General features: G+C 66.0%; 36 protein-coding genes. 26 read left to right on the top strand and 10 right to left on the bottom strand.

From position 1 onward, the window contains the following. The 7 genes from AUL33_RS03160 to AUL33_RS03135 form a co-directional block, all read right to left on the bottom strand. Positions 1-407, bottom strand: a 407-nt coding sequence (locus tag AUL33_RS03160; RefSeq protein WP_374754400.1) for a molybdopterin cofactor-binding domain-containing protein, incomplete at its 3' end; no start/stop codon positions are given. Positions 408-766: 359 nt separating this feature from the next. Next, on the bottom strand, positions 767-997 hold the full coding sequence (locus AUL33_RS03155; protein ID WP_062203548.1) for a hypothetical protein: 231 nt from the start codon (positions 995-997) through the stop codon (positions 767-769). A gap of 374 nt (positions 998-1,371) precedes the next feature. Continuing rightward, positions 1,372-2,697, bottom strand: a complete 1,326-nt coding sequence (locus tag AUL33_RS03150) for a hypothetical protein (RefSeq protein ID WP_062203546.1) — start codon at positions 2,695-2,697, stop codon at positions 1,372-1,374. After that, entirely contained in the window at positions 2,694-2,840 is a 147-nt protein-coding gene (locus AUL33_RS22000) for a hypothetical protein (RefSeq protein WP_156419260.1), read from the bottom strand. Before AUL33_RS22000 ends, AUL33_RS03150 begins: the two co-directional genes overlap by 4 nt. Continuing rightward, positions 2,837-3,199: a hypothetical protein gene (locus AUL33_RS03145; protein WP_156419259.1), complete on the bottom strand. Its 363-nt coding sequence runs from the start codon at positions 3,197-3,199 to the stop codon at positions 2,837-2,839. Before AUL33_RS03145 ends, AUL33_RS22000 begins: the two co-directional genes overlap by 4 nt. Further along, positions 3,196-3,480, bottom strand: coding sequence for a hypothetical protein (locus AUL33_RS03140; RefSeq protein ID WP_062203543.1), 285 nt, complete (start codon positions 3,478-3,480; stop codon positions 3,196-3,198). The genes AUL33_RS03145 and AUL33_RS03140 overlap by 4 nt, the downstream gene beginning before the upstream one ends. A gap of 127 nt (positions 3,481-3,607) precedes the next feature. After that, positions 3,608-3,937 carry a helix-turn-helix transcriptional regulator gene (locus AUL33_RS03135; RefSeq protein WP_062203540.1) on the bottom strand — a complete coding sequence of 110 codons (330 nt, stop codon included), beginning with the start codon at positions 3,935-3,937 and terminating at the stop codon, positions 3,608-3,610. 95 nt (positions 3,938-4,032) lie between these two features. Here AUL33_RS03135 and AUL33_RS21480 point away from each other — a divergent pair, with 95 nt between their 5' ends. The 16 genes from AUL33_RS21480 (at position 4,033) to AUL33_RS03065 (ending at position 12,457) form a co-directional block, all read left to right on the top strand. Continuing rightward, a complete protein-coding gene (locus AUL33_RS21480; protein ID WP_082652277.1) occupies positions 4,033-4,371 on the top strand; it encodes a YdaS family helix-turn-helix protein in 339 nt (112 codons plus the stop codon). Next, positions 4,368-4,790 (top strand): hypothetical protein, encoded by a 423-nt coding sequence (locus AUL33_RS03130; protein WP_156419258.1) that lies wholly within the window; start codon positions 4,368-4,370, stop codon positions 4,788-4,790. Before AUL33_RS21480 ends, AUL33_RS03130 begins: the two co-directional genes overlap by 4 nt. 3 nt (positions 4,791-4,793) lie before the next feature. Then, the gene (locus AUL33_RS03125; protein WP_062203535.1) at positions 4,794-4,979 is read left to right on the top strand and encodes a hypothetical protein; all 186 of its coding nucleotides are present in this window, start codon (positions 4,794-4,796) and stop codon (positions 4,977-4,979) included. Further along, positions 4,976-5,194 (top strand): hypothetical protein, encoded by a 219-nt coding sequence (locus AUL33_RS03120; protein ID WP_062203532.1) that lies wholly within the window; start codon positions 4,976-4,978, stop codon positions 5,192-5,194. Before AUL33_RS03125 ends, AUL33_RS03120 begins: the two co-directional genes overlap by 4 nt. Beyond that, entirely contained in the window at positions 5,194-5,394 is a 201-nt protein-coding gene (locus tag AUL33_RS03115; RefSeq protein WP_062203530.1) for a hypothetical protein, read from the top strand. The genes AUL33_RS03120 and AUL33_RS03115 overlap by 1 nt, the downstream gene beginning before the upstream one ends. Next, positions 5,391-5,573 carry a hypothetical protein gene (locus tag AUL33_RS03110; protein WP_062203528.1) on the top strand — a complete coding sequence of 61 codons (183 nt, stop codon included), beginning with the start codon at positions 5,391-5,393 and terminating at the stop codon, positions 5,571-5,573. The genes AUL33_RS03115 and AUL33_RS03110 overlap by 4 nt, the downstream gene beginning before the upstream one ends. A gap of 77 nt (positions 5,574-5,650) precedes the next feature. Continuing rightward, complete coding sequence (locus tag AUL33_RS21995; RefSeq protein WP_156419257.1) at positions 5,651-5,827, top strand: hypothetical protein; 177 nt, start codon at positions 5,651-5,653, stop codon at positions 5,825-5,827. 47 nt (positions 5,828-5,874) lie between these two features. Beyond that, positions 5,875-6,339, top strand: coding sequence for a hypothetical protein (locus AUL33_RS03105; protein WP_156419256.1), 465 nt, complete (start codon positions 5,875-5,877; stop codon positions 6,337-6,339). Next, on the top strand, positions 6,336-6,878 hold the full coding sequence (locus AUL33_RS03100; RefSeq protein WP_062203524.1) for a helix-turn-helix domain-containing protein: 543 nt from the start codon (positions 6,336-6,338) through the stop codon (positions 6,876-6,878). Before AUL33_RS03105 ends, AUL33_RS03100 begins: the two co-directional genes overlap by 4 nt. Next, positions 6,878-7,354, top strand: coding sequence for a hypothetical protein (locus AUL33_RS03095; protein ID WP_062203522.1), 477 nt, complete (start codon positions 6,878-6,880; stop codon positions 7,352-7,354). The genes AUL33_RS03100 and AUL33_RS03095 overlap by 1 nt, the downstream gene beginning before the upstream one ends. After that, complete coding sequence (locus AUL33_RS03090; protein WP_156419255.1) at positions 7,354-7,746, top strand: hypothetical protein; 393 nt, start codon at positions 7,354-7,356, stop codon at positions 7,744-7,746. The genes AUL33_RS03095 and AUL33_RS03090 overlap by 1 nt, the downstream gene beginning before the upstream one ends. Next, a complete protein-coding gene (locus tag AUL33_RS03085) occupies positions 7,746-7,985 on the top strand; it encodes a hypothetical protein (protein ID WP_062203517.1) in 240 nt (79 codons plus the stop codon). Before AUL33_RS03090 ends, AUL33_RS03085 begins: the two co-directional genes overlap by 1 nt. Before the next feature lies 1 nt (position 7,986). Further along, positions 7,987-9,096 carry a toprim domain-containing protein gene (locus AUL33_RS03080; protein WP_062203515.1) on the top strand — a complete coding sequence of 370 codons (1,110 nt, stop codon included), beginning with the start codon at positions 7,987-7,989 and terminating at the stop codon, positions 9,094-9,096. Positions 9,097-9,100: 4 nt separating this feature from the next. Next, a complete protein-coding gene (locus AUL33_RS03075) occupies positions 9,101-10,243 on the top strand; it encodes a hypothetical protein (RefSeq protein WP_062203513.1) in 1,143 nt (380 codons plus the stop codon). After that, positions 10,243-10,500, top strand: a complete 258-nt coding sequence (locus AUL33_RS03070) for a DUF2312 domain-containing protein (protein ID WP_062203511.1) — start codon at positions 10,243-10,245, stop codon at positions 10,498-10,500. Before AUL33_RS03075 ends, AUL33_RS03070 begins: the two co-directional genes overlap by 1 nt. Positions 10,501-10,600: 100 nt before the next feature. Next, entirely contained in the window at positions 10,601-12,457 is a 1,857-nt protein-coding gene (locus tag AUL33_RS03065; RefSeq protein ID WP_062203509.1) for a hypothetical protein, read from the top strand. 26 nt (positions 12,458-12,483) lie between these two features. Here the strand turns inward: AUL33_RS03065 and AUL33_RS21475 are convergent, their stop codons facing one another. The 3 genes from AUL33_RS21475 to AUL33_RS03055 form a co-directional block, all read right to left on the bottom strand. Then, the gene (locus tag AUL33_RS21475; RefSeq protein WP_082652276.1) at positions 12,484-12,894 is read right to left on the bottom strand and encodes a helix-turn-helix transcriptional regulator; all 411 of its coding nucleotides are present in this window, start codon (positions 12,892-12,894) and stop codon (positions 12,484-12,486) included. A 181-nt stretch (positions 12,895-13,075) separates the two neighbouring features. Further along, positions 13,076-13,597 (bottom strand): Bro-N domain-containing protein, encoded by a 522-nt coding sequence (locus AUL33_RS21470; RefSeq protein WP_082652275.1) that lies wholly within the window; start codon positions 13,595-13,597, stop codon positions 13,076-13,078. Beyond that, positions 13,597-13,992, bottom strand: coding sequence for a twin-arginine translocation signal domain-containing protein (locus AUL33_RS03055; RefSeq protein ID WP_062203507.1), 396 nt, complete (start codon positions 13,990-13,992; stop codon positions 13,597-13,599). Before AUL33_RS03055 ends, AUL33_RS21470 begins: the two co-directional genes overlap by 1 nt. Before the next feature lie 268 nt (positions 13,993-14,260). On the opposite strand from AUL33_RS03055, the gene AUL33_RS21990 reads away from it, so the two are divergent. The 10 genes from AUL33_RS21990 to AUL33_RS03005 all read left to right on the top strand — a co-directional run bounded on the left by AUL33_RS21990 (position 14,261) and on the right by AUL33_RS03005 (position 22,432). Next, the gene (locus AUL33_RS21990; RefSeq protein ID WP_156419254.1) at positions 14,261-14,560 is read left to right on the top strand and encodes a hypothetical protein; all 300 of its coding nucleotides are present in this window, start codon (positions 14,261-14,263) and stop codon (positions 14,558-14,560) included. Positions 14,561-15,245: 685 nt separating this feature from the next. Further along, the gene (locus AUL33_RS03045; RefSeq protein WP_156419253.1) at positions 15,246-15,668 is read left to right on the top strand and encodes a hypothetical protein; all 423 of its coding nucleotides are present in this window, start codon (positions 15,246-15,248) and stop codon (positions 15,666-15,668) included. A 362-nt stretch (positions 15,669-16,030) separates the two neighbouring features. Further along, on the top strand, positions 16,031-17,599 hold the full coding sequence (locus AUL33_RS03040; RefSeq protein WP_062203501.1) for a hypothetical protein: 1,569 nt from the start codon (positions 16,031-16,033) through the stop codon (positions 17,597-17,599). Beyond that, on the top strand, positions 17,583-17,990 hold the full coding sequence (locus tag AUL33_RS22470) for a hypothetical protein (protein ID WP_062203499.1): 408 nt from the start codon (positions 17,583-17,585) through the stop codon (positions 17,988-17,990). The genes AUL33_RS03040 and AUL33_RS22470 overlap by 17 nt, the downstream gene beginning before the upstream one ends. After that, positions 17,990-18,217 (top strand): hypothetical protein, encoded by a 228-nt coding sequence (locus tag AUL33_RS22465; protein ID WP_062203497.1) that lies wholly within the window; start codon positions 17,990-17,992, stop codon positions 18,215-18,217. Before AUL33_RS22470 ends, AUL33_RS22465 begins: the two co-directional genes overlap by 1 nt. A 2-nt stretch (positions 18,218-18,219) precedes the next feature. Further along, a complete protein-coding gene (locus tag AUL33_RS03025) occupies positions 18,220-19,788 on the top strand; it encodes a portal protein (protein ID WP_062203495.1) in 1,569 nt (522 codons plus the stop codon). Then, positions 19,785-20,153: a hypothetical protein gene (locus tag AUL33_RS21985; RefSeq protein WP_062203493.1), complete on the top strand. Its 369-nt coding sequence runs from the start codon at positions 19,785-19,787 to the stop codon at positions 20,151-20,153. Before AUL33_RS03025 ends, AUL33_RS21985 begins: the two co-directional genes overlap by 4 nt. Next, positions 20,150-21,046, top strand: coding sequence for a hypothetical protein (locus AUL33_RS22460; protein WP_062203491.1), 897 nt, complete (start codon positions 20,150-20,152; stop codon positions 21,044-21,046). The genes AUL33_RS21985 and AUL33_RS22460 overlap by 4 nt, the downstream gene beginning before the upstream one ends. Positions 21,047-21,185: 139 nt before the next feature. Beyond that, complete coding sequence (locus tag AUL33_RS03010) at positions 21,186-22,106, top strand: phage capsid protein (RefSeq protein WP_062203489.1); 921 nt, start codon at positions 21,186-21,188, stop codon at positions 22,104-22,106. 65 nt (positions 22,107-22,171) lie between these two features. Beyond that, positions 22,172-22,432: a hypothetical protein gene (locus AUL33_RS03005; RefSeq protein WP_062203487.1), complete on the top strand. Its 261-nt coding sequence runs from the start codon at positions 22,172-22,174 to the stop codon at positions 22,430-22,432. The last annotated feature ends 4 nt before the right edge of the window (positions 22,433-22,436 follow it).

Here is a 22,436-nt window from a genome sequence, read left to right as displayed (position 1 = left end):
GTCCGCCCAACCTCGTCGATCGTCACCTCCTCGCGCAGGGCGTAGCCGAGGCCCTGCGCGACGCCGCCCTGGATCTGGCCATGAACGGCGCTCGGATTGAGCGCTCGGCCGACATCCTGCACGACGGTGTAATCGAGGATCTCGACATGGCCGGTGTCGGGATCGACCGCCACCTCGCAGTCGTGGACGGCGAAAATGGGGATATCGATCGCATCGATGAAATGCCCGGTGCAGCATCCCGCCATGGCCGGCACGCCGGTTCTGGTGAAGGCGCCCGTTCCGCCGGTGGGGCCGAGATCGGCCTGCGCCCGTGCGACGACCTCGGCGATCGCGAAACCGTAGCCGTTGGCGCCGGCAACCTCGATCCGACCGTTCTCCATCACCAGGATGTCGAGCCGCGATGGCAAGGCGAGCGGATCAGCGTCACCGTTTGCGGCTGCGGCGGCTGGTACGGCTGCCCCGCGAAGCATGACACGGCGCTCGTGCTGCGTTCCGTCAGTCGCGGCTGGCTGACGCGAAAGGCGGCCTGCGAGGTGTGCCGTGTGGCGTTAAAGGAGAGAAGCGACGATCCCGGCTGCTGGGCGATCGACGAGACGGCAACCGCCGCCCTGCGGGCCTGATCGCTGCCGATACACCCACCGCGGGTTCGTCAGCAGAGGTCTTCGCGCGAGGTGTGCGAGGACGTTTGTCCTGCTCGTGTAAGGCGGGCAGGGTGATCGACCGCCCAGCGGCCCATCCTGCACATGCGGACCGCGCTTCGACCGGTCTACCAGATCATCCGTTCGTGCGCTTCCTCGAGCTCGTCGGGCGTCAGGTCGCGAAAGGCCCATGTGCCGTTCGGGTTGCGTCGGCGCATGACGAGGCCCTGCATCTGCCGGCCGTTCTCCACCTGCACCGGAGTTTGAAGCCGGTGAACGTGCGGAGAGCCGTAGATCGCGAACAGCACCAGGCCGACGCACATCATCATCCAACGCTTTGCGTGATCGCTGATCGCCATCCGTTCACCCCGACTCGCCGACAGCATCTTTCATCAAATCTTCAGAAACGCAATCTGAAGTTATTCATACGCACGTGGGTTATAACCGCGGGTTAGGTGGTTGAGGAGATGGAAGCCAGTCGAGACGACGAGAGGCAACGGATCTCATACGCCCGTCAGGGGGGCGCGAAAACTTGGCTGATAGGCTTGGAAAAATGGTGCCGCTTAGGTGACTCGAACACCTGACCCCGTCATTACGAATTGCGCGGTAATGTTGTCGGGTTGCTTGCGGTTTCCGATGCTGGCGCAACGGCTTATCGTCATGTCTTCGCGTGGGTAAGAGGTTCGCTCGATCGCAACCTCTTACGCCTCGTGACCTCTCACGGCGCTTCGCGTCAAAGCTTCGCGCCCGTCTGCTCGCCGCTGTCGAACCACGCGATCATCTTGCCGATCGCCGCGTCGGCCATCTCGGGATGGCGCGCGAGGTAGTGGCGCAGGATCGTCGTCGCCGATGCCGGCGTGTGGCCGGTGACGCTGATGATCTCGGGCACCGTGGCGCCGCCGAGCGCCATCCAGACGACGGCGGTGGCGCGGAAGTGGCGATCGTGCAGCGTCGCCAGCGACGGGCAGGGCGCCAGCTTCCAGAGGATCTCCACGCCCTTGCGGTCCTTCGGGGCCGCCTTGCGCTTCAACGCCTCGTCGACGCTCTCGCCGACCTTGAGACCGGCGACGGCGAGGGCGCGCACCTTGGCGTAGGTGTGCCGGTAGTGGTCATCCAGCCACGGCCGCCACTGGCGCTCGTCGAGCACGATATGCGGATCCTCGATCGCGGCGCGACGGCGGCGGGCGCGCGCCATCTGAATGCGCTCGCGCAGCTCGGGCGATTCGAGCACGGCGACGATCGCGCCCGTCTTCGACTGGCGCAGCATGCGACGGCCGCGCACGAGCTCAGCCGAGTGCTCGACCATGGCGAGGCGATCGCCCTGGCGCTGGCCGGTCCAGACGCCGAGCGTGACCATGTCGCCGATCTCGGGGCGGTCCATGAGGTCGGCCGCGGCGATCAGCGCGGCGATCTCCTCGCGCTCGCCGAAGCGCACGACGAGGTCGGGCATCTGCATGCCGAGAGACTGCGCCGGGTTCGTCGCGAGCTTCACCTTGCCGCGCTTCATGCCCCACGATATCGCGCTCGAGATGGTGGCGACGCAGGCGCGGGCGGTGGCAAGGCCGCGCTCGGCCCATAGCTCTTCGTAGAGGCCGAAGATGATCGTGGCATCGAGGGCGTCGACGGCCGCGTGATAGAGCTCGTGGTCGTGCGTCTCGATCGCGCTCATCTTCCAGCGGTAGTTGTCGCGGGTGTGCTGCGAGAGCTGCTTGATCTGGCGCTTGCCGACGGCCTCGCCGCCGACCCAGCGGGGCGACCGCTTCCAGTCCTCGAAGAGGTTGGCGAGCGTGTAGACGGCGGGCGCATGGCGGATGGGCTTCGAGCCCTTCGGCCGCTTGCGGTTGGCTTCCTTCAGGAGGGCGGCGCGCCTGGTGGCGATCTCGGCCGCGCGGGTGGCCGACCAGTCCAGCGCCTCGCCGGCGGTGAACCACGACCCGTCCTCGTGCTTGAGATCCTCGCCCTTGTAGCCGAGGAGGCGAAGCGGCTCGCCGGGCATGAAGCGCGGGCGCCCCTCGCGCCAAGCCACGTTGGGGATCTTCGGGGCGCCCGGTTTCTTCACTGCTTGGTCCTCCATTCCTCGATCAGCGCCTCGTCGAGCTCGGCCTCAATCCGGCGCCAGCGCCGCGTCTCCTCGTCGAGATCGTCGAGGAGGGCCGCGATGCGATCGCCGCTCGCCGCCAGTTCCTCCGCCACCGGGCTCACCGGCTGTACCGCGCGCGTAGGCTGGCGTTCTGCTCGGTGACCAGCGCCAGGGTGCGATCATTGCCGGCAAGGGTCGTCGGCTCGTCGCGATCGAGCTCGACCGATTGGACGCCATTGGCGCGGACCCATGCCTCGAAGGCGGCCCGGGACCACATCCAGACACCGCCCGGCAAAGGCGGCGGGAAGGCGTTGGTGACCGACAGTCGCTTGTGCTTGCGCATCAGCGACCGCTCTGTGAGGCCCATCGCGGATGCGACTTCGCCGATCGGCATGGTGAGGGCCGGGCGAATGTCATGACTTTTCTTAAGTGCGTCGCCAGCGACAATGTCATGACTTTTGTTAAGTGCGGCGGCACTCACGACGCACCGCCATTCTGTCGAGCGACTAGACGGTCGACGATCTCCTTGCCGAGATCCGTCAGGTCAAGGCGATCACGGCCGCGACCGTGCCGGACCTTCACCATGTTGCGAACCGCCAGTTCGGTGACGGTGTGGTGCGAGATGCCGGGAGCCGACGGCGTCTCCCAACGACGCGGCCCGCGCCGATAGGTGTTCTCTGCCAGACGCTTCAACGTCCGGCGCAAAGCATCCGGCATTTCCAGCGGGCCGGGCTTCTGGTGGTTCGAGTACTCGATAGGCATGCGCGCTCTCCTGTTGGGACAGGAGATAAGTTGCGCAACTTGCAACTTCGGTCAAGTGCAATATGCGCAACTTGCAACTCAACACGATCGGACCATTCGGTCGCGGTTGCGTACGTTTAGGTGGCAATCAGGCAACCTTACGGGGAAACGCTGCCTCCAAAGTTTTCTTGATGCGCTCGATTTCGTCTCGCCCGCGGTCCTGGAAGAACCTTGCAAGCCAATCGTCGTCCGGGTGGCGGAAGAGTGCTTCCCGCGAACAATGAAACAGAGCGGCCAACCGCTCTTGGTAGTCCTCACCTGGTGTTGTCCCGCTGAACCAGCGGGATACAACGCTTTTGTCGGCGTCCAGCTCGCGGGCGATGTCCGCTTGCGATAGTCCGCGCGCCTCCGCCCAGTCCGCGAGGTGGTGCGGTCTGCGAGGCTGTTTGCCTTTGTGGATGCGGGTGATGTCGCTCATGCGAGCATCTTCCCAGCCTGTACGAATCACGTCGTTATCGAGTTGCGCGTGAAATCGCCTTGACGATAGTTGCTAGTTGCGCAACATGCATCGTCATGGAAACAGGCGTCTCCCCCCTTCGCGAATATCGCAGCCTCCACGGTATCACGCTCGACGTGCTTGCGAGGCGCGCTGGTGTCCACAAGACGACTGTCTTGCGATGGGAAGATCGTCGGGTTCCAGCGGAGCGGGTCGCCGATCTCGAGCGTCTTACCGGCATCCCTCGCTCCGCTCTTCGTCCTGATCTCTTCACTTTCGAAAGTGCATCGGTCGATCCCGCCAAGGTGTCCGCTGCGCCTCCGTCTGCCGTGTCCCAATCTGACGCGGAGACTTCTGCATGTCCGACCGAAAAGCGGCCGCGCGTGGCCCAAAGCCTGTCGCAGGCGGCCCGATGAGCCTGTGCCTCGATCCTTCCCTCGAACCCGCCGTGGCCGAAGCCAAGCGCGACGCGGCCCGCCTGCACAAGGCGAACCATCGCGGCCTCGGCGATCGCGATAGCGCCGTGCGCTACCGCGTCGCCAAGCAAACCGGCGTTCCCGAAAGCTACCTCCTGCGCCTGCACAAGCGCGCGCACGAGATGACCGACCTTTCGGGCAAGTACGCCCGCCTTCTCCGGCTCGCCTGCGAGGCGCTGGACCGCTCCGCTGCGGCCGCCGACGCCCACCGGGAGACCCTTCATGCCGACACTCTGGCGATCCGTCAGGAGCTGGCTCCTCGCCCATTCGAGACGCATCGCCGCGCTCGTCAGGAATCTTTTCTTCAAGAGCTGGAGAGCGATCGCACGCTCGACCGGCCGTCACCGCCAAGGGGGTAAGTGATGGAATCGATCGCCGACCACGTGGCCCGGCGCCACGCTGCCGAGCTTGCCGTGCGCCGCGATGTCGGCGACGCCATGACCAAGCATGCGCTGCGCCTGGCGATGCGGGACATTACGCTCGACGCCTACCGGCGGGCGGTGCTGCGCGACCAGGCGAGCGCGCTGGCGCTGCGGGTGCCGGCATGAGCGTTTCGTTTGTCCATAAAGGTGAGACCTTGGAGGCGGACGAATACGTCCCCTTTAGCCACACGGCCGGATTGGTCCCGCTGTCCGAGATCGCTGGCGGTCGTTTCGTCATTCTCGCGTCGATCGACAGTCCGGCAGCTGAATTGCGTTGGGCGATCCGATGCGCCCGCAAGCGTGGTTGGCCGGTCGTCGTCCTGGCGGAGATGCCCGCCTGATGCGCGTCTTCACCTTCACCGCCGACGAAATGGCCGTGCTCGCCCTGCGCGGTGTCGCGGCATTCACCGGGCGGCCGGTCACGGATCTCGCGCCGTTCCGCTTCGAGATGGTGCCGCGCGATGTCGGAGATCCGTCCTTCGTGGTCACCGTCAACACCGACCGGGATCCGGTGCCGGCGGCGGAGTTCGAGCCGTCGTGATCGTGGTTCTCTCGCCCCTCGGCGCGTCGATCGTACTCGGCATTGCCGTCTCGCTCATCATGAGCGGGGCGTGCGGCATTACCATGGCCGGCCCCTGCCGGCTGATGGCCGTGATGGGCCTCGTTCTCGGCGTCGCAGGGGCCGCGCTGCTGATCGCGCTTTGCGCCGGCGTCGCCTGATGGGGAACGCGCCAACTGCCTCACGGATCTGCATCGCGGACGGGATGCGGGCGGAACACGCCAACCCGAAAGCCTTCATGGCCGAGCTCGTCGAGGTCGCGAATGCCGAGTGGCGCCGAGCCGGCGCCGGCGGCGTCACTTTGATCTTCGTCGAATACGAGGCCGGCAAAGCCCTCCTCGACACCGGCCCCGGCAATCGGCCGCTCACTGTCGCGCTCGTGCGCGCGCACCTCGCAACGAAGGGGAAGCACTGACCATGACACGCGGCAAAGACGAGACAACCGAAGCCTACCATGAGCGGTTGGCGGCGGCCGCCAAGCCTTCATTCTTGCGGCGGGTTCGCGATGCGCTGCGCGCCGATGCGGCCCTTCACGACATCACCGACACGCAATTCATGAATGGCGAGGACCCGCTTACCGCTCGCCCCGTCCTTCCCGTCGAGACACCTGCGCATGGTCTATCGTTGGAGACAGCGCCGCGTGACGGGACGATGGTACGGCTGCTGATCGACTTCGAGGGTTGCGATAGCTGGTCGCCGATGACGGACGACATGCAGTCGTGGACGGTCGGCTTCAACCATTTCGACCATGACGAACAGGACGAATGGATCTTCGTCGGTTGGAACTGGTCGCAAGACTGCATCATCGATTGCCGCGCGCCTGGCATGGGTCGCGTCATCGGTTGGCTCCCGCTCGGCGGCGGCCTTAGGCCGGACACGACGGCGGCCGGGATCTATCAGCGCGCGGTGAAGGATGCCGCCGAGTGAACGCGCAGTCTCCGCTCTTTGCGATCGAGGCGAAGCGGCTGGCGGCGGGGATCTCGCGCGAGCAGCTCGCATCGGCCGCCGGCATGTCGCTTCGTCACTATGACCGGCTCGTTATCGGCGATCGCGGGACGCCCCGCGCTTCGACCCTCGGCAAGCTGCGCACGGCTCTCGCCCGGCTCGGCCGCGTTCAGGGCGCGCAAGACGACATGACCCGGCTCGTCGGCTCGCTGTTCAACGCCGCGCTGGCGTTGATCTGCCAGCGCGAGGGTGTCGAGCCGTCGGAAGTGCTGCGCCATGCGCCGAGCCGCCGCGCCACCGCCGATCCGGCCTGGCTGGCGGCCGCCCGGCTGCGCCAGCGCGCGATCGCGCTCGTCAATCAGGGCCTCGATCTGCCGCAAAGCGAGCTTGCCCGCGCGCTCGGCCTGACGCCGGCGGCGATCAGCCTCGCGATGGGCGCCGTCGAGGACGCGCGCCACGAGGATCCCGAGCTCGACCGCACGATGGACGTGCTCGAGCGCATGTTAAGAGGAGAGGGGTGATGGCGAAACGCTGGTGGTGCCCAGGCGATTGGCTCGATGAGGTGTGCCCGGTCCAGGTCGAAGACCCGGCGCATGCCGTGATCTGCGACGGCGAGGGGCGGTGGTTCCTCGTGGACGACGACTTCCGCGACGCTGGGGAGACGGATCCTTCGGCGACGGAGACCCAAGCCATGCCGCTCGAGCCGGGCGATGTGGTGATCTGGAGCTACAGCGAAACGCGTGGCGAGTTCACGGTGACGGTCGACGCCGACGGCTCCTTCACGCTGGATGGGGTGGCGCCGTCGGATGCGACGCAGTGGTGGGTGCCCGGCGAGCATGATGTGCTGGCGGATACGCTTGGGGAACTCGTGCGCGAGAGAGGGCTGTCGGCGGGCGTGCATCTCGTCGAGGCTCGCCATTGGTCCAACGACGTGGCGTTGCGGTTCGACGTGGAGGATGGCGCGCCCTGGTTCACCGAATGCGCGGGGGTGAACTGATGCCGGCCTCCAAGCCAACGCTCGGCTATGCGTCGCGCTCCGACGCCTGCCGCGCCTTGCGCGCGAAAGGGCTGTCGAATGCGCAGATCGCGGCGCGGATCGGGGTCCGCCAGACGATCGTCGCAAGCCTCCTGTGGAAGGGATACTCGGACAAGAAGCGTGAGGCGCCGCCGCGACAGGCAGCGCCGACCGTCACGGCCGCACGGTCTGGAATGTCCGTCCAGTTGATGAACGAGATCAACGAGCTGTTCCCGTATCACCAGCGGGTGCTTGTTCGCCGGCATGCGACGGCGCGTGGAATGAGCACGCAACAGCTCATTCAGGCGATCGTCGAGAAGGTTGTTGCCGACGACCTGGTGGACGCCGTCCTCGATGATGGGGTGGCGAGCTGATGCGCTACCGGATCGTGAGAGACGACGCCGACGGCAAATTCTATGTCGAGTGGTTCGGCAAGGCCGGGCTCTTCGCGTTCCTGCGGGGGCCGCGCTGGCTTCGCATGACCGGCTCCTATCACGACTGCGTCTATGACCTTCCCTTCGCGACGGAAGAGGCTGCGCGGGCTTACATCGTCGAGCGGGAGCGCCGGGCAAACGCTGGTGTGACGGTCGTCGCCGACATCGAGGCCCACTGACATGGCGCGCGGCGATCGGGACGAGATCAAGACGGCGCTGAAGGATCGGATCGAGGATCTGTGCCGCCGGCTGTTGCCCGATGGCCGCCGCGAGGGCCGGTTTTGGGTGGCGCACAACCCGGTGACGGGAGACGTGGCGACGCATCCGAAGGATCCGACGCTCAAGGTTCCGCTCGATCGGGATCCCGGCGCGTGGATCGACTGGCGATCGGGCGACAAGGGCGACGTGATCGGCCTCGTGGCCTACTGCCAGGCGACCGACTTCAAGGGCGCGATGGAATGGGCGCGCGAGTTCCTCGGACTGCGCTCGATGACTGCCGGCCAGCGTGCCGACTTCACCAAGCGGAACGAGGAGCGCCGCGTTTCGGCCGAGCAGGCGGCCCGCGAAAAGGCGCTCGACCGTCGGAAGGCCGTGCAACGGCTGTGGGACGGGGCGACCTCGATCCTCGAAGAGAGCGCGGCCTCGGCCGTGGCGCGGCGGTATCTCGCGGACGGCCGGGGGATCCCGCTCGACCAGGTGCGCCGGCTCGACCCAACGACGTTTCGCGTCTCGCCCTCGCTGGAATGGTGGAGCGGTGCGCAATGGGAAACGCGCGGCGGCCGCCGGCAGAAAGTGGCGCCCGGCCCGAAATTCCCGGCGATCGTATCCGGCTTCCGTTCGGCGACGGGGCAGGTGACGGCGGTTCACTGCACGTTCCTCGACCCGGCGCAGCCGACGAAGGCGCCCGTCGAGAAGCCCAAGCTGATGTTCGGGGACAGTCTCGGCAGCGTGATCGCGATCTCGAAGGGACCGGAAGCCTGCGTCCACGAGGTCGCGCGCGAGCCGCATCCGCTGATCCTCTGCGAAGGCGTCGAGGACGGGATCACGCTGGCGATCGGGATCCCCGAGGCCCGCGTCTGGGCCGCCGGCTCGCTGATGCACATGGGCGCGGCGCCGGTCTTTCTCCCTTGCATATCAGCCGTGTTCGTCGCGGCCGACAACGACTGGAAGAGCCGCACCGCGCTCGGCCAGTTCGACCAGGTGTTGGAGCAACTTCAACGCCACGAGAAGCCCGTCGAGGTCATGCGCTCGGCGATCGGCAAGGACTTCAACGACGGCATGACGGAGTAGCGGGATGGCGAGACAGACGAAGGCACTGGTCCAGGAGGCGGAGGCGCTCGGCATCGATGTCGACGGCCGCTGGGGCGACGAGACCATTCAGGAGAAGATCGACGAAGCGGCCGCCGCGCGCACGGCCGCGCTGACGGCGAGCGGTGGCGATGGCGACGCGGCCGACGAAGAGGTCGCCGACCAGCCTGCCGAAGAAGACGCGGTCGTTCTGCCGCTGCACGACCACGGCGGCGATGTCGTCGTGGTGGCGGAAGGGCCGGAGGCGGCCGCCGCGCTCAAGCTCCAAATCGAGGCGTTGACGGATGGCGAAGGCGACCAGGCGACGAGTGGTGAAGCGGGTGACGCCGAGACCGGAGCGGATGAGCTTCCCGCCGGCGGTGACGGCGGCGATGCGGACGCCGATCGTCTATCTGGACACGCACCCGATGGTGTTTCGGCGACCGATGGAGACCAAGCGCCGGCGGATGATGGCGCGGGAGGCGCAGAGGAACCGGAGGCGGTGGGTCCAGCATCTGGAGATGGTGATCCCGCTGGATCCGGCGGTGCGCCGGTGGTCGACGGTGACGGCGGCGCTGACGTATTGGGGAACGCCGAGGCCGCGCAGGATGCGGCGGCGGATCACGGCGACGGCTCGGCCGATGGCGTAAGCGCCGACGAGGAAGCCGCCGATCGGCGTCTCGACGACGCGAGGCAAGCGATGACGCGGCCGATCGTGGCCGCGTACTCGGCGGCCGGTATGGTCTTCGGTGCGCTTTCCGACGACGGCTTCACGGGAACGCTGTCTTACGACCCGAGCTGGTTCAGCGACGAGATCTCGTCGAATCAGATCCTCGCCCTTGTCGGCCATGCCGCGCCGTTCGTGCGGCAGTGGTCGGACGCCCCGGCCGAGGCGCTGTACGGGCACGTCCAGTCCGATGGCGGTCTCAACCTTGTGCTTGAGCGGCCTTGGTCGGATTTGCCGTTGGCGGAGCGGCTGGCCTGGCGGACGTTCCGCGACGTGCTCGTGACGATCGACGCCGGCATGAAAGCCGAGTGGAAGGACGAGACGCCCGAACGGGTGGCCCGCACCATTCCGATCGACGAAACGACGCTCGAGGAGGTCGACGAGCCCTTCACCCTGACGGAAGCCGCCGGAGGGCCGCGCTGATGTCGGACACGGTGGGGATCGCCGGCGGCCGGATCCGGTCGTTCGTCGAACGCGTCGAAAACCTCGACCGCGAGATCGCCGAGCTGGCGGAGGGCCGGAAAGAGGTCTTTGCCGAGGCGAAGGCCGAGGGCTTCGACGTGAAGATCCTCCGCGAGATCATCGCCCGGCGGAAGAAGGACCAGGACGAGATCGACGAGCACGAGACGCTCCTCGATGTCTACCTGCGCGCCATGGACGAGGCCGACGCTCCGGCCTGACGAACCCAATCCCGGCCGATCTCCTCCCCGGCCGGGCTGACTGGCGGCGTCTCTCGTTTCGCGTGGCGCCGCCTTTTTTGTTCCTGCATCCTGGATCGACATGACCAAGCAGCCCTCCAAGCGCGGCATCAGCAACGTGCGAGCCGCCTTCGTCGACGCCAACCGCGCGCTCGAGGAGGCAAAGCTCGACCCGGAGCTGCTGAAGGATCCGAACCTCGAGCGGTTCGGCTGCAAGCCCGGCAAGTGGGAGGGCGCGCCTTGGGACGGCATGCCGCCCGGCTGTCCCGTCCAGGTGCTCGGCTACAACGGCACCGTGACCTATTGCCGATCGGCGGCCGGGCAGCTTACCGCGATCGAGCGGTGGACCAACGGCGAGATCGAGAACCTGTTCGCGCCTTACATTTCCTATGCCCTGTGGGCGTGGCCGGGCTTTGGCCCCGCCGGCAAGGATGCCGAGGGCAATCCGACGGACCCGGTGGTGAAGCGCCTCGAGCGCGATCGCGCGCGCAATGCGCTGATCAACGAGGGCCGCCGGCGCGGGATCTTCGACCCGCAGGACAATGTCCGCGGCCGAGGCGGCTGGCGCGATCGCGGCGACCGGTTCGTGTGGAACTCCGGTTCCTTCCTTTGGCTGGTCAACGGCAAGAAGCTCGAGGCGGCGCGGCCATCGGAATATGACGGCCACTTCTACGAGATGAAGCCCGACGTGCTGCAGCCCTGGGCGGAGCCGGTCGACCATGAGAGTTCGCCGGCGGCGACGATCCTCGGCAGTCTGAAGACCTGGTCGTTCGAGAACTCGCTCGATGCGCTCTTCATTCTCGGCTGGATGGCGACAGGTCTCATGGGCGGCGCGCTGGAATGGCGGCCGGTGATCTTCACCACGGGCGGCGCCGGCGTCGGCAAGTCCACCCTGCAAGGGCTGATCAAGCGCACGCTCGGCAAGGCGCTCCTCGACACCACGGACACGACGCAGGCCGGCATCTATCAGCGGGTGCGCAACGACTGTCTGCCCGTCATGGTCGACGAGCTCGAGAACAAGGCGGGGTCCAATCGCGCCATGACGATCGTCGAGCTGGCGCGCCTGGCGGCCAGCGGCGGCTATATGAACCGGGGCGGCGCCGACCACGAGGGCGTCATGTTCCAGGCGCGAAACAGCTTCCTCATGAGCGCCATCAACCCCCCGCCCTTGGAGACGCAGGATCGAAGCCGCATGCCGATCCTCAACCTCGCGCGCCTCGACAAGAGCCGGAAGGCCAGCGACATCGTCGTGCGGGACGAGGACGGCCGGATGATCCTGCGGCAGATCATGGACGGCTGGAATGCGTTTCAGAGTGAGATCCTGCCCCGCTGGAAGAAGGCGCTGCACGATGCCGGGCTCGATGCTCGAGCGCAGGCCACTTATGGGACCTTGCTCGCGGCGGCCGAGCTGCTCGTGGGCCCGGTGGTGATGGACGAAATGGGGATCGACGTGACGGAGATGCTGCGCGCCGGCGACATCATTGCCGGCCTGACGGCCTCGGAGCGTTCGGAGCAGACCGACAACTGGCAGGAATGCCTTGAGCACGTGCTTGCGTCGCCGATCGAGGCATGGCGCAGCGGCGAGCGCATCACCGTCGGCAGCGTCATGGACGACTATCGGCGGAAGGGGATCGATCTCGACCAGGCGAAGCACCGCCTGGCGGCCGCCGGGCTCGGCCTGCGAAAGGAAGGCGATCCCGGCGAGTGGGGCTCGCTGGCAATCCCATACAAGAAGCTGCCGGCGCTGGCGCGGATCTTCCAGGACACGAAGTGGCACGGCGGCGTGTGGGGCAGCGCCTTGAAGCAAGGGCCGAAGGACGTGGTGGTACGCGACATGGAACCGAAGTTCCACACCCTGCGCATTGCCGGCGTGCCGATGAAGTGCCTGCTGATCGACATGAAGGCGTTCGACGGGATCGCGGGCGGCGAGGGCGTCTAATTTTAAGAGTTGCTGGTGCGCAGGGCTCAGTCAGCAATAGGTCCGTGGACGGGCAGAAAGCCGGGCGGGATAAGGTCAGACGTATTGGAAACTGCTTCAATCAATTTCGTCACTGACGTTCGGAGCCTCGGTTCCAGCCCTTCAATCAGATGAGCGGTCTTTATTACATGGTGACGAGATTGGGCGTTGAACGGGATCAAATCTTCCCGGCTCACATTCTCCACAAGCTCGTCGATGGAGCACTTGAGAAATTCTGCAATACGAACAGCCGTCGATAGGGAAATCCTGTTTTTCCCACGTTCATATTTCTGAATTTGTTGATATGTCACTCCAATTCCAGCGCCAAGAGTTTCCATGGGAATCTTTGCGGCGAGACGAAGATTTCGAAGATTGAACCCAATCGACTCTTCCAGCGAGTTTTCTACTCTGTTCCTCATAAATCACCTCGACAATCAAATTTATCTCGAAAATCAGCGTATTGCGATTTCGGTTGAGATACATCGCACGTATTTGGTCCAAGACGTCGAGATATTTTGGCCACACGAGCGATCACTAAGTCGCGGTTGGTCGACGTGATGGCGTGCGACTTGATTGCGGACGGCGAGGGGTGTAGCCCCTCTAGCCGCCGCCTTCGGTGATCGGCCACTCTCGCCACACGACCTGACTGCGGGGGAAGGACGGCGGCGATGGAGCAGCGCCGATCTGCGGCAGCCCCAGCGCGTTCCAGACCTTCACCGCCTCGTCGCTGCCGGCGATGCGGCGCGCCTCCTTCACCATCTCCAATTTAAGCTTGACGCTCGGTTCCCAGTTGTCGGTCTCGCCGTAGCGGCCGGTCTTGCGGACGCTCGGCAATACCTCTTCGAACACCCATCTCTCGAAGCGTTCGGCGGCTGGAAGCTTGCTGCCGATGATGAGGCGCAGCACGTCGGGCTCGGAGAGGATGCGCATCTCTTGCATTCCGCCCGCCGTTTGAAGGGGATGGTGATTCGCCACCCCCTTGCAGTGGTCTGCCATCGCCTTGTTCGGGTTGGTGTAGCCGAGCCTTTCGGCCACGTCTTTGCCGATGAACCACGGCTCGCCCTCGATCTCGACGGTGCGGACTGGCTGGCCGTCGAAAGCAAATTGCTTCAAGGCGGACATCAGGCATTCTCCGGCATCATTGACGCGATCAGCGTCTTGAACTGTTCGTGGCGAGGCTGGAACAGATCCCACGGTCCCATGTGGCCATAGAGATAAGCGAACCGCTCCCGCGCCTCCTCAATCGTGACGGGACGATAGGTGGCGAGCGCGTCGATCGCCAGTTCGTCTAGGTACTCGAGTTGGGCGGCACGTTGCACGTCGTCCTCGCAGGGCTCGTCGGTGTCGAGCAGGGCGCAGGCGTCGCCCCACGCCGTGTAGGTGGCCCGGTGGTGCTGGATCAGCAAGGCGAGTGTAACGGGCACCGCCGTGCCAGCGACGAGCGTTGCGGCCGTGTAGGCGCCGGCGACATGGCCGAGGAAGTCTCGGCGGTTTATAGAGGGTGCAGCCTTTGGCATGGGTAATCTCCATGGCTTGGGTTAGAGCCGGCGCAAGTGGTGATGACACTTGCCCGGCTCGTTCATTTATGGTTGCACTTAAGAATGTCGTCAAGCATTTCTGCATCCAGAAAACCGAAGGGACGGCCGCCAACAGGTGTCGGCACGCCAGTGCAAGTACGTTTGGACGCTGGCCTGCTAAGTGAGTTGGACGCGGTTATGCCAGAGATCTCGGCTGACACGCGCCCTGAAGCGTTGCGGATCATCTTGCGTGAATGGTTGAGCTCTCGTGCCAATCGAGCTTGACCGCTTCGGCTACCGTGCCGAGCCGCTAATCAACGCTTCGCCGTCACCCTCCACCGGCGGCGTTATTCTTTCAGCGCCGGAGGACACCCGGGCAGTCACGTTTTATGATCCGCCTGACGACCTGCTTGACCATTTGGTCGCCGCCTTTGAGCGGCCCGCCGTGCGTTGGCTGTTGATCGGTCTGGTCGCGATCCTCGTCCTCTACGCGCTCCGTCGCCGCATCCTGCTCGCTCTCCTTCGCTGGCTTCAACGTGCAAACGGCCGCCGGCGTCGAAGGGGGTAACGAAACAACACCCCCTCTGTCGGCCACATCATTCGGCCCGCCCAAGCCCAGCTTTGGCGGGCTTTTTGCTGTCGATCCCGTGCCCTGTCGTCACCGTCAGTTGCATCGGCTCCCCTATCCCTCGCCCGTCAGGAGTGAAAGCGGAGCCCTCGCGTTTCGTCCCTCTCGGCTCCGCCGACCCGGTCCGCTTCGCGTCGGGCACTTAAGACAGTCGCAGCCGTGACACGGTGGCGGATCGTTCGACGGCCGGACGGGTGAGGGGAGGCGATCGTTACCACGGTAACGCCTCCGGTAACGGCCGGTAACGGTAGAAACCAGACAAATCAATGGCTTATGAGCGCCGTTACCGCGTTACCGGGATTTGCCTCGCGCGTATGTGCGCACGCGCGCAACCTACGCGGATGCGTGCGCGTGCGCTTGCAGGCGCGCGCATGTGCGCAGGGTTGGTAACATGGTAACCAGTAACGTCAGGTGTATATCTCATTGTAAACGCTGGCCGATTGGCCGTTACCAGCCGTTACCGAGAGGGCCTCGATGCGTTACCGGACTTGATGCCGTCGGGATCGAATAAAATAGGCATCGAATAGTCGGGGCGGCCGAGATCGCCGCAAATCGGGGGCTGCGAGTGGCACACACGCCGGGCGAAATGGTGGAAAACGGCGGTGAGAACGAGGCCGGCGAGGCGGTGGATCTGTTCGAGGACGCGCCCCTCTTCGCCGGTCCGGTTCGCCATGTGGCGGATACCCTTGCGACGAGCAAAGGGCGCGGGAGGCCGAAGGGAGCGGCCAACAAGCGCACGACCCAGATGCGCGATACCCTGCTCAAGATGGGCTTCCAGCATCCGATGATGAACCTCGCGGCGCTGGCGAACGCGGATCCGGTCCGGCTGTCGGCCGAGCTTGCCTGCGATCGGCTCGATGCGGCGAACATGATCCTCAAGGCGAACGCCGAGCTGCTGCCCTACTTCGAGAGCAAGCGGCCGACGGAAGTCCATGTCGAGGAGCGGTCGCTCGGCGTCCTGGTGGTCGGCGACATGACGACGAAGGCGGTGGCGGACGGCGTGTTCAGCCTGACCGGCATCGTGGGCGAAAGCGATACGGATCAATGACTTAGCCGTTGGTGCCGCGTAAGAGGGTTGGCGTATCCCTCTTACGCTATGCGCTAAGGCATTGATGAAATTGGACTATTGGCGCTGTAGCCCGTTATTGAAAATCATGCGGTCGCGTCGAGGCCGTTCCAGCTCGGCGCCATTTCACCCGCCGCGCCGCCTGGCCACCTCCCTTCGACCCCGCCCCCCGGCCTCCGTCCAGCGCGGCGCCGCCGGGGCCGGCCTTCAAAACTCGCGCCCGCCCACCCCCGTAGGGGCATCCGCTCTCACACACACGAGACCTGCCGGCTCACTTGATGGGCCGCGAACCTCGGTAGTTTCGGGACGGGTGCGGGTAGCCGCGTCCGAAACGGGATCGGGTCATGGGTATCAACCTTCAGCACTACCGTCCGCCTGGTCCGGTGGGTGCGGGGTTCCTGCAGTCGCGGGGGCCGATCGACATCATCATGGGCCCGGCCGGGTCGGGGAAGACGGTCGCCTCGGTGATGAAGGGGCCGCTTCTGGCCGCGACCTACATGCCCGTGTGCCGGGACGGGGTCGTGCGGGTCAAGATCGCCTGCATCCGCAACACCTATCGCGACTTCGAGCGCACGGCGCTGGCCTCCTGGAAGGAAGCCTTCCCGGAGGATCACCCTTGGACGGTGTCGTATTCGGGCGGACAGGATCGGCCCATCAAGCATCACCTGCGCTGGGCGGCCCTACGCGGCAACGAGAAGGTCATCATCGATTTCCAACTCGAGACGGGGGCAGTGGGCGACGCAAACGTCGAGCAGTTCATCAAGGGCTATGAAATCTCGATGGGCTGGATGAACGAGTGCGACATGCTCGACGAGAAGGTGCCGGGCCTATTCTTCCAGCGGACGGGGCGATACCCGCCAGTGGCGCAGATCGCCGATAGCGAGCTCGCACGGATCTCGAAGGACGCGCGGGCGCAGTTCGAGGCGATGGGCCTGACGCCGGAGCCCGGCGAAACGATCCTGCCGCGCATGGTCTGGGGCGACATGAACCCGCCCGACATCAACAACTGGACGTATCGGTTTTGCGTGAAGCCATCGGAGAAGAAACAGGGCTTCGTGCTTCATCAGCAGCCGTCCGGTCTATCGCCGGCGGCCGAGAACCGCGCGGGCAAGCCGCGTTCGTCCTACGAGCTCGAGGCGGCGACGCAGACGGAGGACATGGTCCGCCGGATGGTCCACGGCCAGTTCGGCTATGCGCGCGACGGCAAGCCGGTCTATCCCGAATATGACGACACACGGCACCGCTCGGACGCCGTGCTGAAGCCGGTGAAGGGTTTGCCGATCGGGCTCGGCCTAGACGCCGGCGGCTCGCCGGCCTGCGGCATCGGCCAGTTCATGCCGAACGGCCAGCTTCGCATGCTGCGGGAGATCTGTGCGGAGCCTGGCACCGGCCCGTCGCGCTTCGCCACGATGGTGCTCGAGGTGCTGATCTCCGACTTCCCCGGCTTCCCGATCTCGGAAGCCTGGGCGGATCCGTCGGCGTTCTACGGCGCCGATCGGCAGGCCGGCGAGCTGGCGCACATGGAGATCGTGGCGCGGGCGCTGAACGTCTCGATCCAGCCTGCGCCGTCGAATGAGCCGGCCCTGCGTCAGGACGCGGTGCGCTGGTATCTAGGCGCGCCCATCGATGGCAGCACACCGCGCCTCCTGGTCTCGTCGTGCTGCGAGACGACGATCGGCGGCTTCGCGGCCCACTACAAGCTGACGAAGCTGGCCAGCAAGGGCGCGACCGACAAGCTGGCCGTCGCCAAGAACAGCTATTCCCACGTTCACGACGCCTGGCAGTATCTGTGCCTCGGGCATCGAGGCCGCGCCGGCGCGATCGTCGATGCCTCACGCATGGGCCGCCCGGCAAAGGTGGTCCCGATCTCCTCGGCGCGCGCCCGGACGGATTTCGATGTCTTCGCATCGTGAGGCGCTGCGGGCCGAGACGCCGGCCAACCTCGTCGATGTGATGCGCCTCGCCGGGAGCCAGCGGCGGCTGCGGCGCTGGGCGACGTATCAGGCGCGCCGGTCCGATACCGTGGCGGTCTACCGGGGCGATCGGCTCCTGAGCGTCGCGACGCTCTTCCCGGAGGGGCCGCATGTGCGGGAGCTCTGCCTGCTCTTCGATCCGGCCGCCCGCGCCGACATGCTCGGCTTGGTCCGCACGGCGCAGTTAATGCTGCGCCCCATCGCGGATCATGGCGTCGTCATCGTGGCACGGATCAAGCCCTCCAACCGGGCCGGTCGCCGCATGGCGCGCCTGGCCGGTTTCCTCGAGACCGACGCCGAAGGCGGACGGCTCTGGATCTGGAGGGGTTGATGGGAAAACTGTTCGGCGGCGGCGACGACGCGAAGAAAGCGGCCGAGCAGGCGCGCAAGGATTCCGCGCTGTCGCGCCAGCTTCAGGCCGTGTCGAACGATCAGCAGCTCGCACAGGTCCAGAAGGCCGAGCTGGACACCGGCGCCAGCCGCAAGGCGTCGCGCGGGCGCCGGCTCTTCGTGACCGACGCCGGCGACGGCGGTCTTGCCACGACGCTCGGCGGCTGACGATGGACGATTATCCGCTGCACATGGCGCGGCGCGACAAGATTTGGTCCAAGCGCGAGCCGTGGAACAAGATCTATCGCGACGCCTACGAGTTCGCGATTCCGCACCGCCGGCCTGGTGGCGACGGGACGAACAAGAACCCGGTCGACCGTCTCTTCGACATGACGGCGACGACTTCGGTCATGTACTTCGCCGGCAGCCTGCAGCGGGATCTCTTCCCTGCGGGCCAGCAGCCGTTCACGCTGCAGTCCGGCGCCCTGGCGAAACAGAAGCTCGGCGCCGGCGCGTCCAAGCTCGATCGCGAGCTCGAGAAGATCGCCGCCGGCATGTACCCGTTTTTCCTGACGGGCGAATGGGACATGGCCGTTCACGAGGCTTGCATCGATCTCGGCGTCGGGACGGGTGCGATCCTGCCGGTGAAGGGCGATAGCCAGCAGCCGGTCATGTTCGTGGCGATCCCCTTCGACGAGATCGCGATCGGCGAGGACGGGTTCCGCCGCGTGAACTTCGTGTCGTGGAAACAGCGCATGGAGCGCCAGGCGATCCGCGACGCCTTTCCGAACGGGACATTCCCCGAAGACTTCAACGCGAAGGACAAAGCCACCGAAGAGGTCACGATCTATCAGGACTTCGTCAAGCGGACTGGCGGCAACCAGTATGGCTGGGACTTCCGGGTCTCGATCGACAATCATCCCGGTTTCGTCACCTCGAGCTGGTCGAAGTCGCAGCCGATCGCCGTGCCGCGCTACTACCGCGTGCCCGGCGAAGCTTACGGGCGCGGTCCAGTCCTGCTCGCCCTGCCGTCGATCAAGACGCTGAACAAGGCGCAGGAACTGGCGCTGAAGGCCGCGGCCATTCAGATGCTCGGGATCTGGGCCTATCGTTCCGGCGGCACGTTCAACCCGGACACGGTGCGGGTCGGGCCGGGCGAGTTCTGGCCGATGCAGTCCACCGGCGGCATCCTCGGCCCCGACGTGTCACGCATCGACCCGGCCTCGGGGCGCATGGACGTGGCGCGCATGGTGATCGGCAACCTGCAAGCCGACGTGAAACAGGCGCTCTACGACGTTCGGATCCCCGAATACGAGGGCACGCCGCGTTCGGCCTCCGAGATCGCGGGCCGCCTGCGGCAGAAAGCCGAGACGCATATCGGCGCTTTCGGCCGCCTGACGAACGAGATCATGCCGGTGATCGCGCCTCGCGTCGCCGAGATCCTCTACGAGATGGGGTTCCTCGACGCGCCGCTGAACATCGACCAGTTCCTGATCGCGACGGCGGTTCAGTCGCCGATGGCGGCCGCGCTCAACGGCGAGCGCCTGGCGTCGATCGCCACCTATGTCGAGATGGTCGGCCAGCTCGCCGGCCCGGATAAGGTGCCGCTGTACGTCCACATGGACAAGGTTCTCGGGCGGATCGGCGAGGGGCTGCACATCGACAAGTCGCTGATCCCCGACGACGACGAGCGCAAGGCGATCGGCGACGATCTCGCGGAGCAACAGATGCAGGCGATGGCCGCGCAGGCGGTCCAGACGGCCGCGCCCAACGTAATCGAAGGAGCCTTGGCAGCATGACGCAAGCGGCAATCAACCGGCGCGAGGCGCAGCCGCTCGGCTCGCTCGGCGGCATGGATGGCTGGGAAAGCCTCGAGGCGATGTTCGCGCCGCAGCCGGCTCGCCCCGTCCACGGCCAGCCCGGCGATGAGATGTCGCTCTTCCTTGCGCGGATGGCGCGGGAGGCGCGAGGCCGCGAGCTCGTGGAATGGCTGATGGACATCACGTTCCGCCAGCCCTTCCGCGCTACGGGGCGGACCTTTGAAGAAACCGCGCTCCTCGCCGCGACCCGGCAGGGGATCGAGGGCGTCGGCGAGGTGATCCTCTCCGCGCTCGCCCATGGCGAAAGCCTCCTTCAGCAACGGGAACAGGAACAGGCCCGATGAGAAACCTCCTCGACCGCATTCTTCGCGCACCGGACGGCGCCGGCGGCGGCGCTCCTCCGGCCGCCGCCGCTTCCGCTCCTCCGGCGGCGGCAGCTCCGGCCGCGCCTGCCGCAGGTGCTCCGGCCGCTGGCGAACCGCCAGCCGCGCCGCCGGCGGGTGGCCCGGCCGCGCCGCCGGCAGGGTCTGCGCCGTATCGTCCCGACGGTCTCGCCGAACAGTTCCACGGCGAGAGCGACCAGCAGACGATCGACAAGCTCTTCCAGGCGATGAACGCACGCGGCGAGGTGCCGGCGGACGTGGCCGCCTACAAGGATTACGGCGATGTCGACGAGGCACTGAAGCCGTACTATGCGACGCTCGAGCAGGACGGGCTCTTCGACGCGATCGCCAACAAGGCTCGGGATCTCGGCGTCAGCAAGGCCCAGATGCAGGGCCTTCTCTCCGCCTACATGGGCGGTGCCGCCGAGATGGGTCTCCTCGAGCCGGTGATCGATGTCGCGGCAGAGCGAACCGCGCTCCTGCCCGATGCCGCCAAGTCCCTGCCGAAGGCCGAGCAGGATCGGGCCATCGACAAGCGGATGAACGACAATCTCGGCTGGGTCGAACAGATGGTGCAGCGCGGCCTTCCGGCCGACGCCGCCAAGCACATGACCATGATGCTCGGCGACACGGCCGACGGTCACAAGGCGATCGAGTTCTTTCGCTCGCAGATGACGGGCGCCGGCGATCCGCGCCCAGTGGGTGCCGGCCAGGCGGCACCGGGCGGGACGGCGGCGGCCGACCTTCAGAAGCGGGCGACGATGCCGGAGAACACACCGGGAAACGCTAAGTTCGACAAGGTCAGCTACGACAAGCTGCAGGCCGATTACATCGCCGCCTATCCGGGCGACTGATCGCACTTAAGGCGGCCCCGCAGCCGCCATTCTCGGATCGCTACCGGACGGTCGCGATCCCAAGACGGGCGGTTCTGCCGCCCGTCCGGTTCCCCGGCCCTCGGTGATTTGTCGTCATCGTTCAACGAGGGTTATTTTTATGACGATCTTGGCTCCCCTTTGGTATCGCGAAAAGATCCGGGACATGGTCCGGGCGCGGTATCAGTCGATGGGTGGCTTTCTCGACGGCACCATGACGCGCGGCGATGGCGGCGCGGGCGTGGTGAAGTTCCCGATCATCGGGCGCGTCGAGAGCTACGAGCTCTCCGGCTCCATCCAGAAGATCCAGAACACGAACCCGGACCTTTCCATGGTCCAGGTCACTATGCGCGACTTCGAGGCGTCGGCCTGGATGCGCGTCCAGGACGCTCGTCGGCAGGGTCCGAACGAACAGGCGGCCGTTGGCAAGATGCTGACCGCCGCGATTCGCCGTCGCCGCGACAACCTGAAGACGGAAGCGCTCGATGCGTTCGCCAACAGCGGGGCCGGCGTCAAGACGATCGGCGACGGTTCGAAGGTCATCGACATTCTGCCGTTCCTCGAAGGCCATTCCCAGATCCGGGGTGCCGGTGCCGAAGAGGACGTTTGGGCGCTCATCACCGAAGCGATGTTCGACCAGATGATGATGTACAAGGAATTCGCCAACGCCGACTATGTCGGCCCGGATCTGCCGTTCGCGAAGTCGACGGCGGTCCGCAAGAAGACTTGGCGCAGCATCCACTTCATCACCATGCCCGACGAACACTTCACGTTCGGGACGGGTGCGTACGGCACCGGCACGGACGGCAACGGCTTCAACGTCAACGGCTACATCGACACGTTCATGTGGGCGACGGATGCCATGGGCAACGAAGCCGAGTGGGATCAGGAAACGCCCTCGATCACCACGCATGCCGACTACGAGGGTACGCCGATGCTCGCCAAGGTCGGCCTGTCCGGCGCTTCGGTCGGCATTCTCCCCGAAGGCGTGAAGCGCATCCGCGTCAAGGCGCAGGTTGCGCCGCAGCGTATCGCCGCCTGATCGGCTGACACTCGCGGCGCGGCATCCGCGCCGCCTCTTCTCCCATCCCAAGTCAGGAGGCTTCGATGCCACTCAACATCAAGGCGCTGTCGCGCTTTGCGACCAGCGATCGCGGGTCGCGCAACCAGGCCAACTCCTATGTCTATTCGACGGCGGACGCGGCCGCGACCGTTTCGGCGGCAGGCTATTTCGACGGCGCGGCGGCGAAGTGCAACCTGAAGAAGGGTGACCGCTTCTATTGCTCCGTCGCGGTCGACGGCACGCCCGCCAAGCTCGACCTCATCGTGACGGCGGTCGCCTCGGGCGTCGTCACGGTCGCGTCGTAAGGGC

The organism is Aureimonas sp. AU12 (genome assembly GCF_001463705.1).
Lineage (GTDB): Bacteria > Pseudomonadota > Alphaproteobacteria > Rhizobiales > Rhizobiaceae > Aureimonas.
This window is presented reverse-complemented; position numbering and strand designations above follow the sequence as displayed.

Coding starts and splice junctions, on each gene's coding strand:
- AUL33_RS03155 (WP_062203548.1), bottom strand. CDS start 997: ATGGCGATCAGCGATCACGCAAAGCGTTGGATGATGATGTGCGTCGGC.
- AUL33_RS03140 (WP_062203543.1), bottom strand. CDS start 3,480: ATGCCTATCGAGTACTCGAACCACCAGAAGCCCGGCCCGCTGGAAATG.
- AUL33_RS03135 (WP_062203540.1), bottom strand. CDS start 3,937: ATGAGCGACATCACCCGCATCCACAAAGGCAAACAGCCTCGCAGACCG.
- AUL33_RS21480 (WP_082652277.1), top strand. CDS start 4,033: ATGGAAACAGGCGTCTCCCCCCTTCGCGAATATCGCAGCCTCCACGGT.
- AUL33_RS03130 (WP_156419258.1), top strand. CDS start 4,368: ATGAGCCTGTGCCTCGATCCTTCCCTCGAACCCGCCGTGGCCGAAGCC.
- AUL33_RS03125 (WP_062203535.1), top strand. CDS start 4,794: ATGGAATCGATCGCCGACCACGTGGCCCGGCGCCACGCTGCCGAGCTT.
- AUL33_RS03120 (WP_062203532.1), top strand. CDS start 4,976: ATGAGCGTTTCGTTTGTCCATAAAGGTGAGACCTTGGAGGCGGACGAA.
- AUL33_RS03115 (WP_062203530.1), top strand. CDS start 5,194: ATGCGCGTCTTCACCTTCACCGCCGACGAAATGGCCGTGCTCGCCCTG.
- AUL33_RS21995 (WP_156419257.1), top strand. CDS start 5,651: ATGGCCGAGCTCGTCGAGGTCGCGAATGCCGAGTGGCGCCGAGCCGGC.
- AUL33_RS03095 (WP_062203522.1), top strand. CDS start 6,878: ATGGCGAAACGCTGGTGGTGCCCAGGCGATTGGCTCGATGAGGTGTGC.
- AUL33_RS03090 (WP_156419255.1), top strand. CDS start 7,354: ATGCCGGCCTCCAAGCCAACGCTCGGCTATGCGTCGCGCTCCGACGCC.
- AUL33_RS03085 (WP_062203517.1), top strand. CDS start 7,746: ATGCGCTACCGGATCGTGAGAGACGACGCCGACGGCAAATTCTATGTC.
- AUL33_RS03080 (WP_062203515.1), top strand. CDS start 7,987: ATGGCGCGCGGCGATCGGGACGAGATCAAGACGGCGCTGAAGGATCGG.
- AUL33_RS03075 (WP_062203513.1), top strand. CDS start 9,101: ATGGCGAGACAGACGAAGGCACTGGTCCAGGAGGCGGAGGCGCTCGGC.
- AUL33_RS03070 (WP_062203511.1), top strand. CDS start 10,243: ATGTCGGACACGGTGGGGATCGCCGGCGGCCGGATCCGGTCGTTCGTC.
- AUL33_RS03065 (WP_062203509.1), top strand. CDS start 10,601: ATGACCAAGCAGCCCTCCAAGCGCGGCATCAGCAACGTGCGAGCCGCC.
- AUL33_RS21475 (WP_082652276.1), bottom strand. CDS start 12,894: ATGAGGAACAGAGTAGAAAACTCGCTGGAAGAGTCGATTGGGTTCAAT.
- AUL33_RS21470 (WP_082652275.1), bottom strand. CDS start 13,597: ATGTCCGCCTTGAAGCAATTTGCTTTCGACGGCCAGCCAGTCCGCACC.
- AUL33_RS03055 (WP_062203507.1), bottom strand. CDS start 13,992: ATGCCAAAGGCTGCACCCTCTATAAACCGCCGAGACTTCCTCGGCCAT.
- AUL33_RS03040 (WP_062203501.1), top strand. CDS start 16,031: ATGGGTATCAACCTTCAGCACTACCGTCCGCCTGGTCCGGTGGGTGCG.
- AUL33_RS22470 (WP_062203499.1), top strand. CDS start 17,583: ATGTCTTCGCATCGTGAGGCGCTGCGGGCCGAGACGCCGGCCAACCTC.
- AUL33_RS22465 (WP_062203497.1), top strand. CDS start 17,990: ATGGGAAAACTGTTCGGCGGCGGCGACGACGCGAAGAAAGCGGCCGAG.
- AUL33_RS03025 (WP_062203495.1), top strand. CDS start 18,220: ATGGACGATTATCCGCTGCACATGGCGCGGCGCGACAAGATTTGGTCC.
- AUL33_RS21985 (WP_062203493.1), top strand. CDS start 19,785: ATGACGCAAGCGGCAATCAACCGGCGCGAGGCGCAGCCGCTCGGCTCG.
- AUL33_RS22460 (WP_062203491.1), top strand. CDS start 20,150: ATGAGAAACCTCCTCGACCGCATTCTTCGCGCACCGGACGGCGCCGGC.
- AUL33_RS03010 (WP_062203489.1), top strand. CDS start 21,186: ATGACGATCTTGGCTCCCCTTTGGTATCGCGAAAAGATCCGGGACATG.
- AUL33_RS03005 (WP_062203487.1), top strand. CDS start 22,172: ATGCCACTCAACATCAAGGCGCTGTCGCGCTTTGCGACCAGCGATCGC.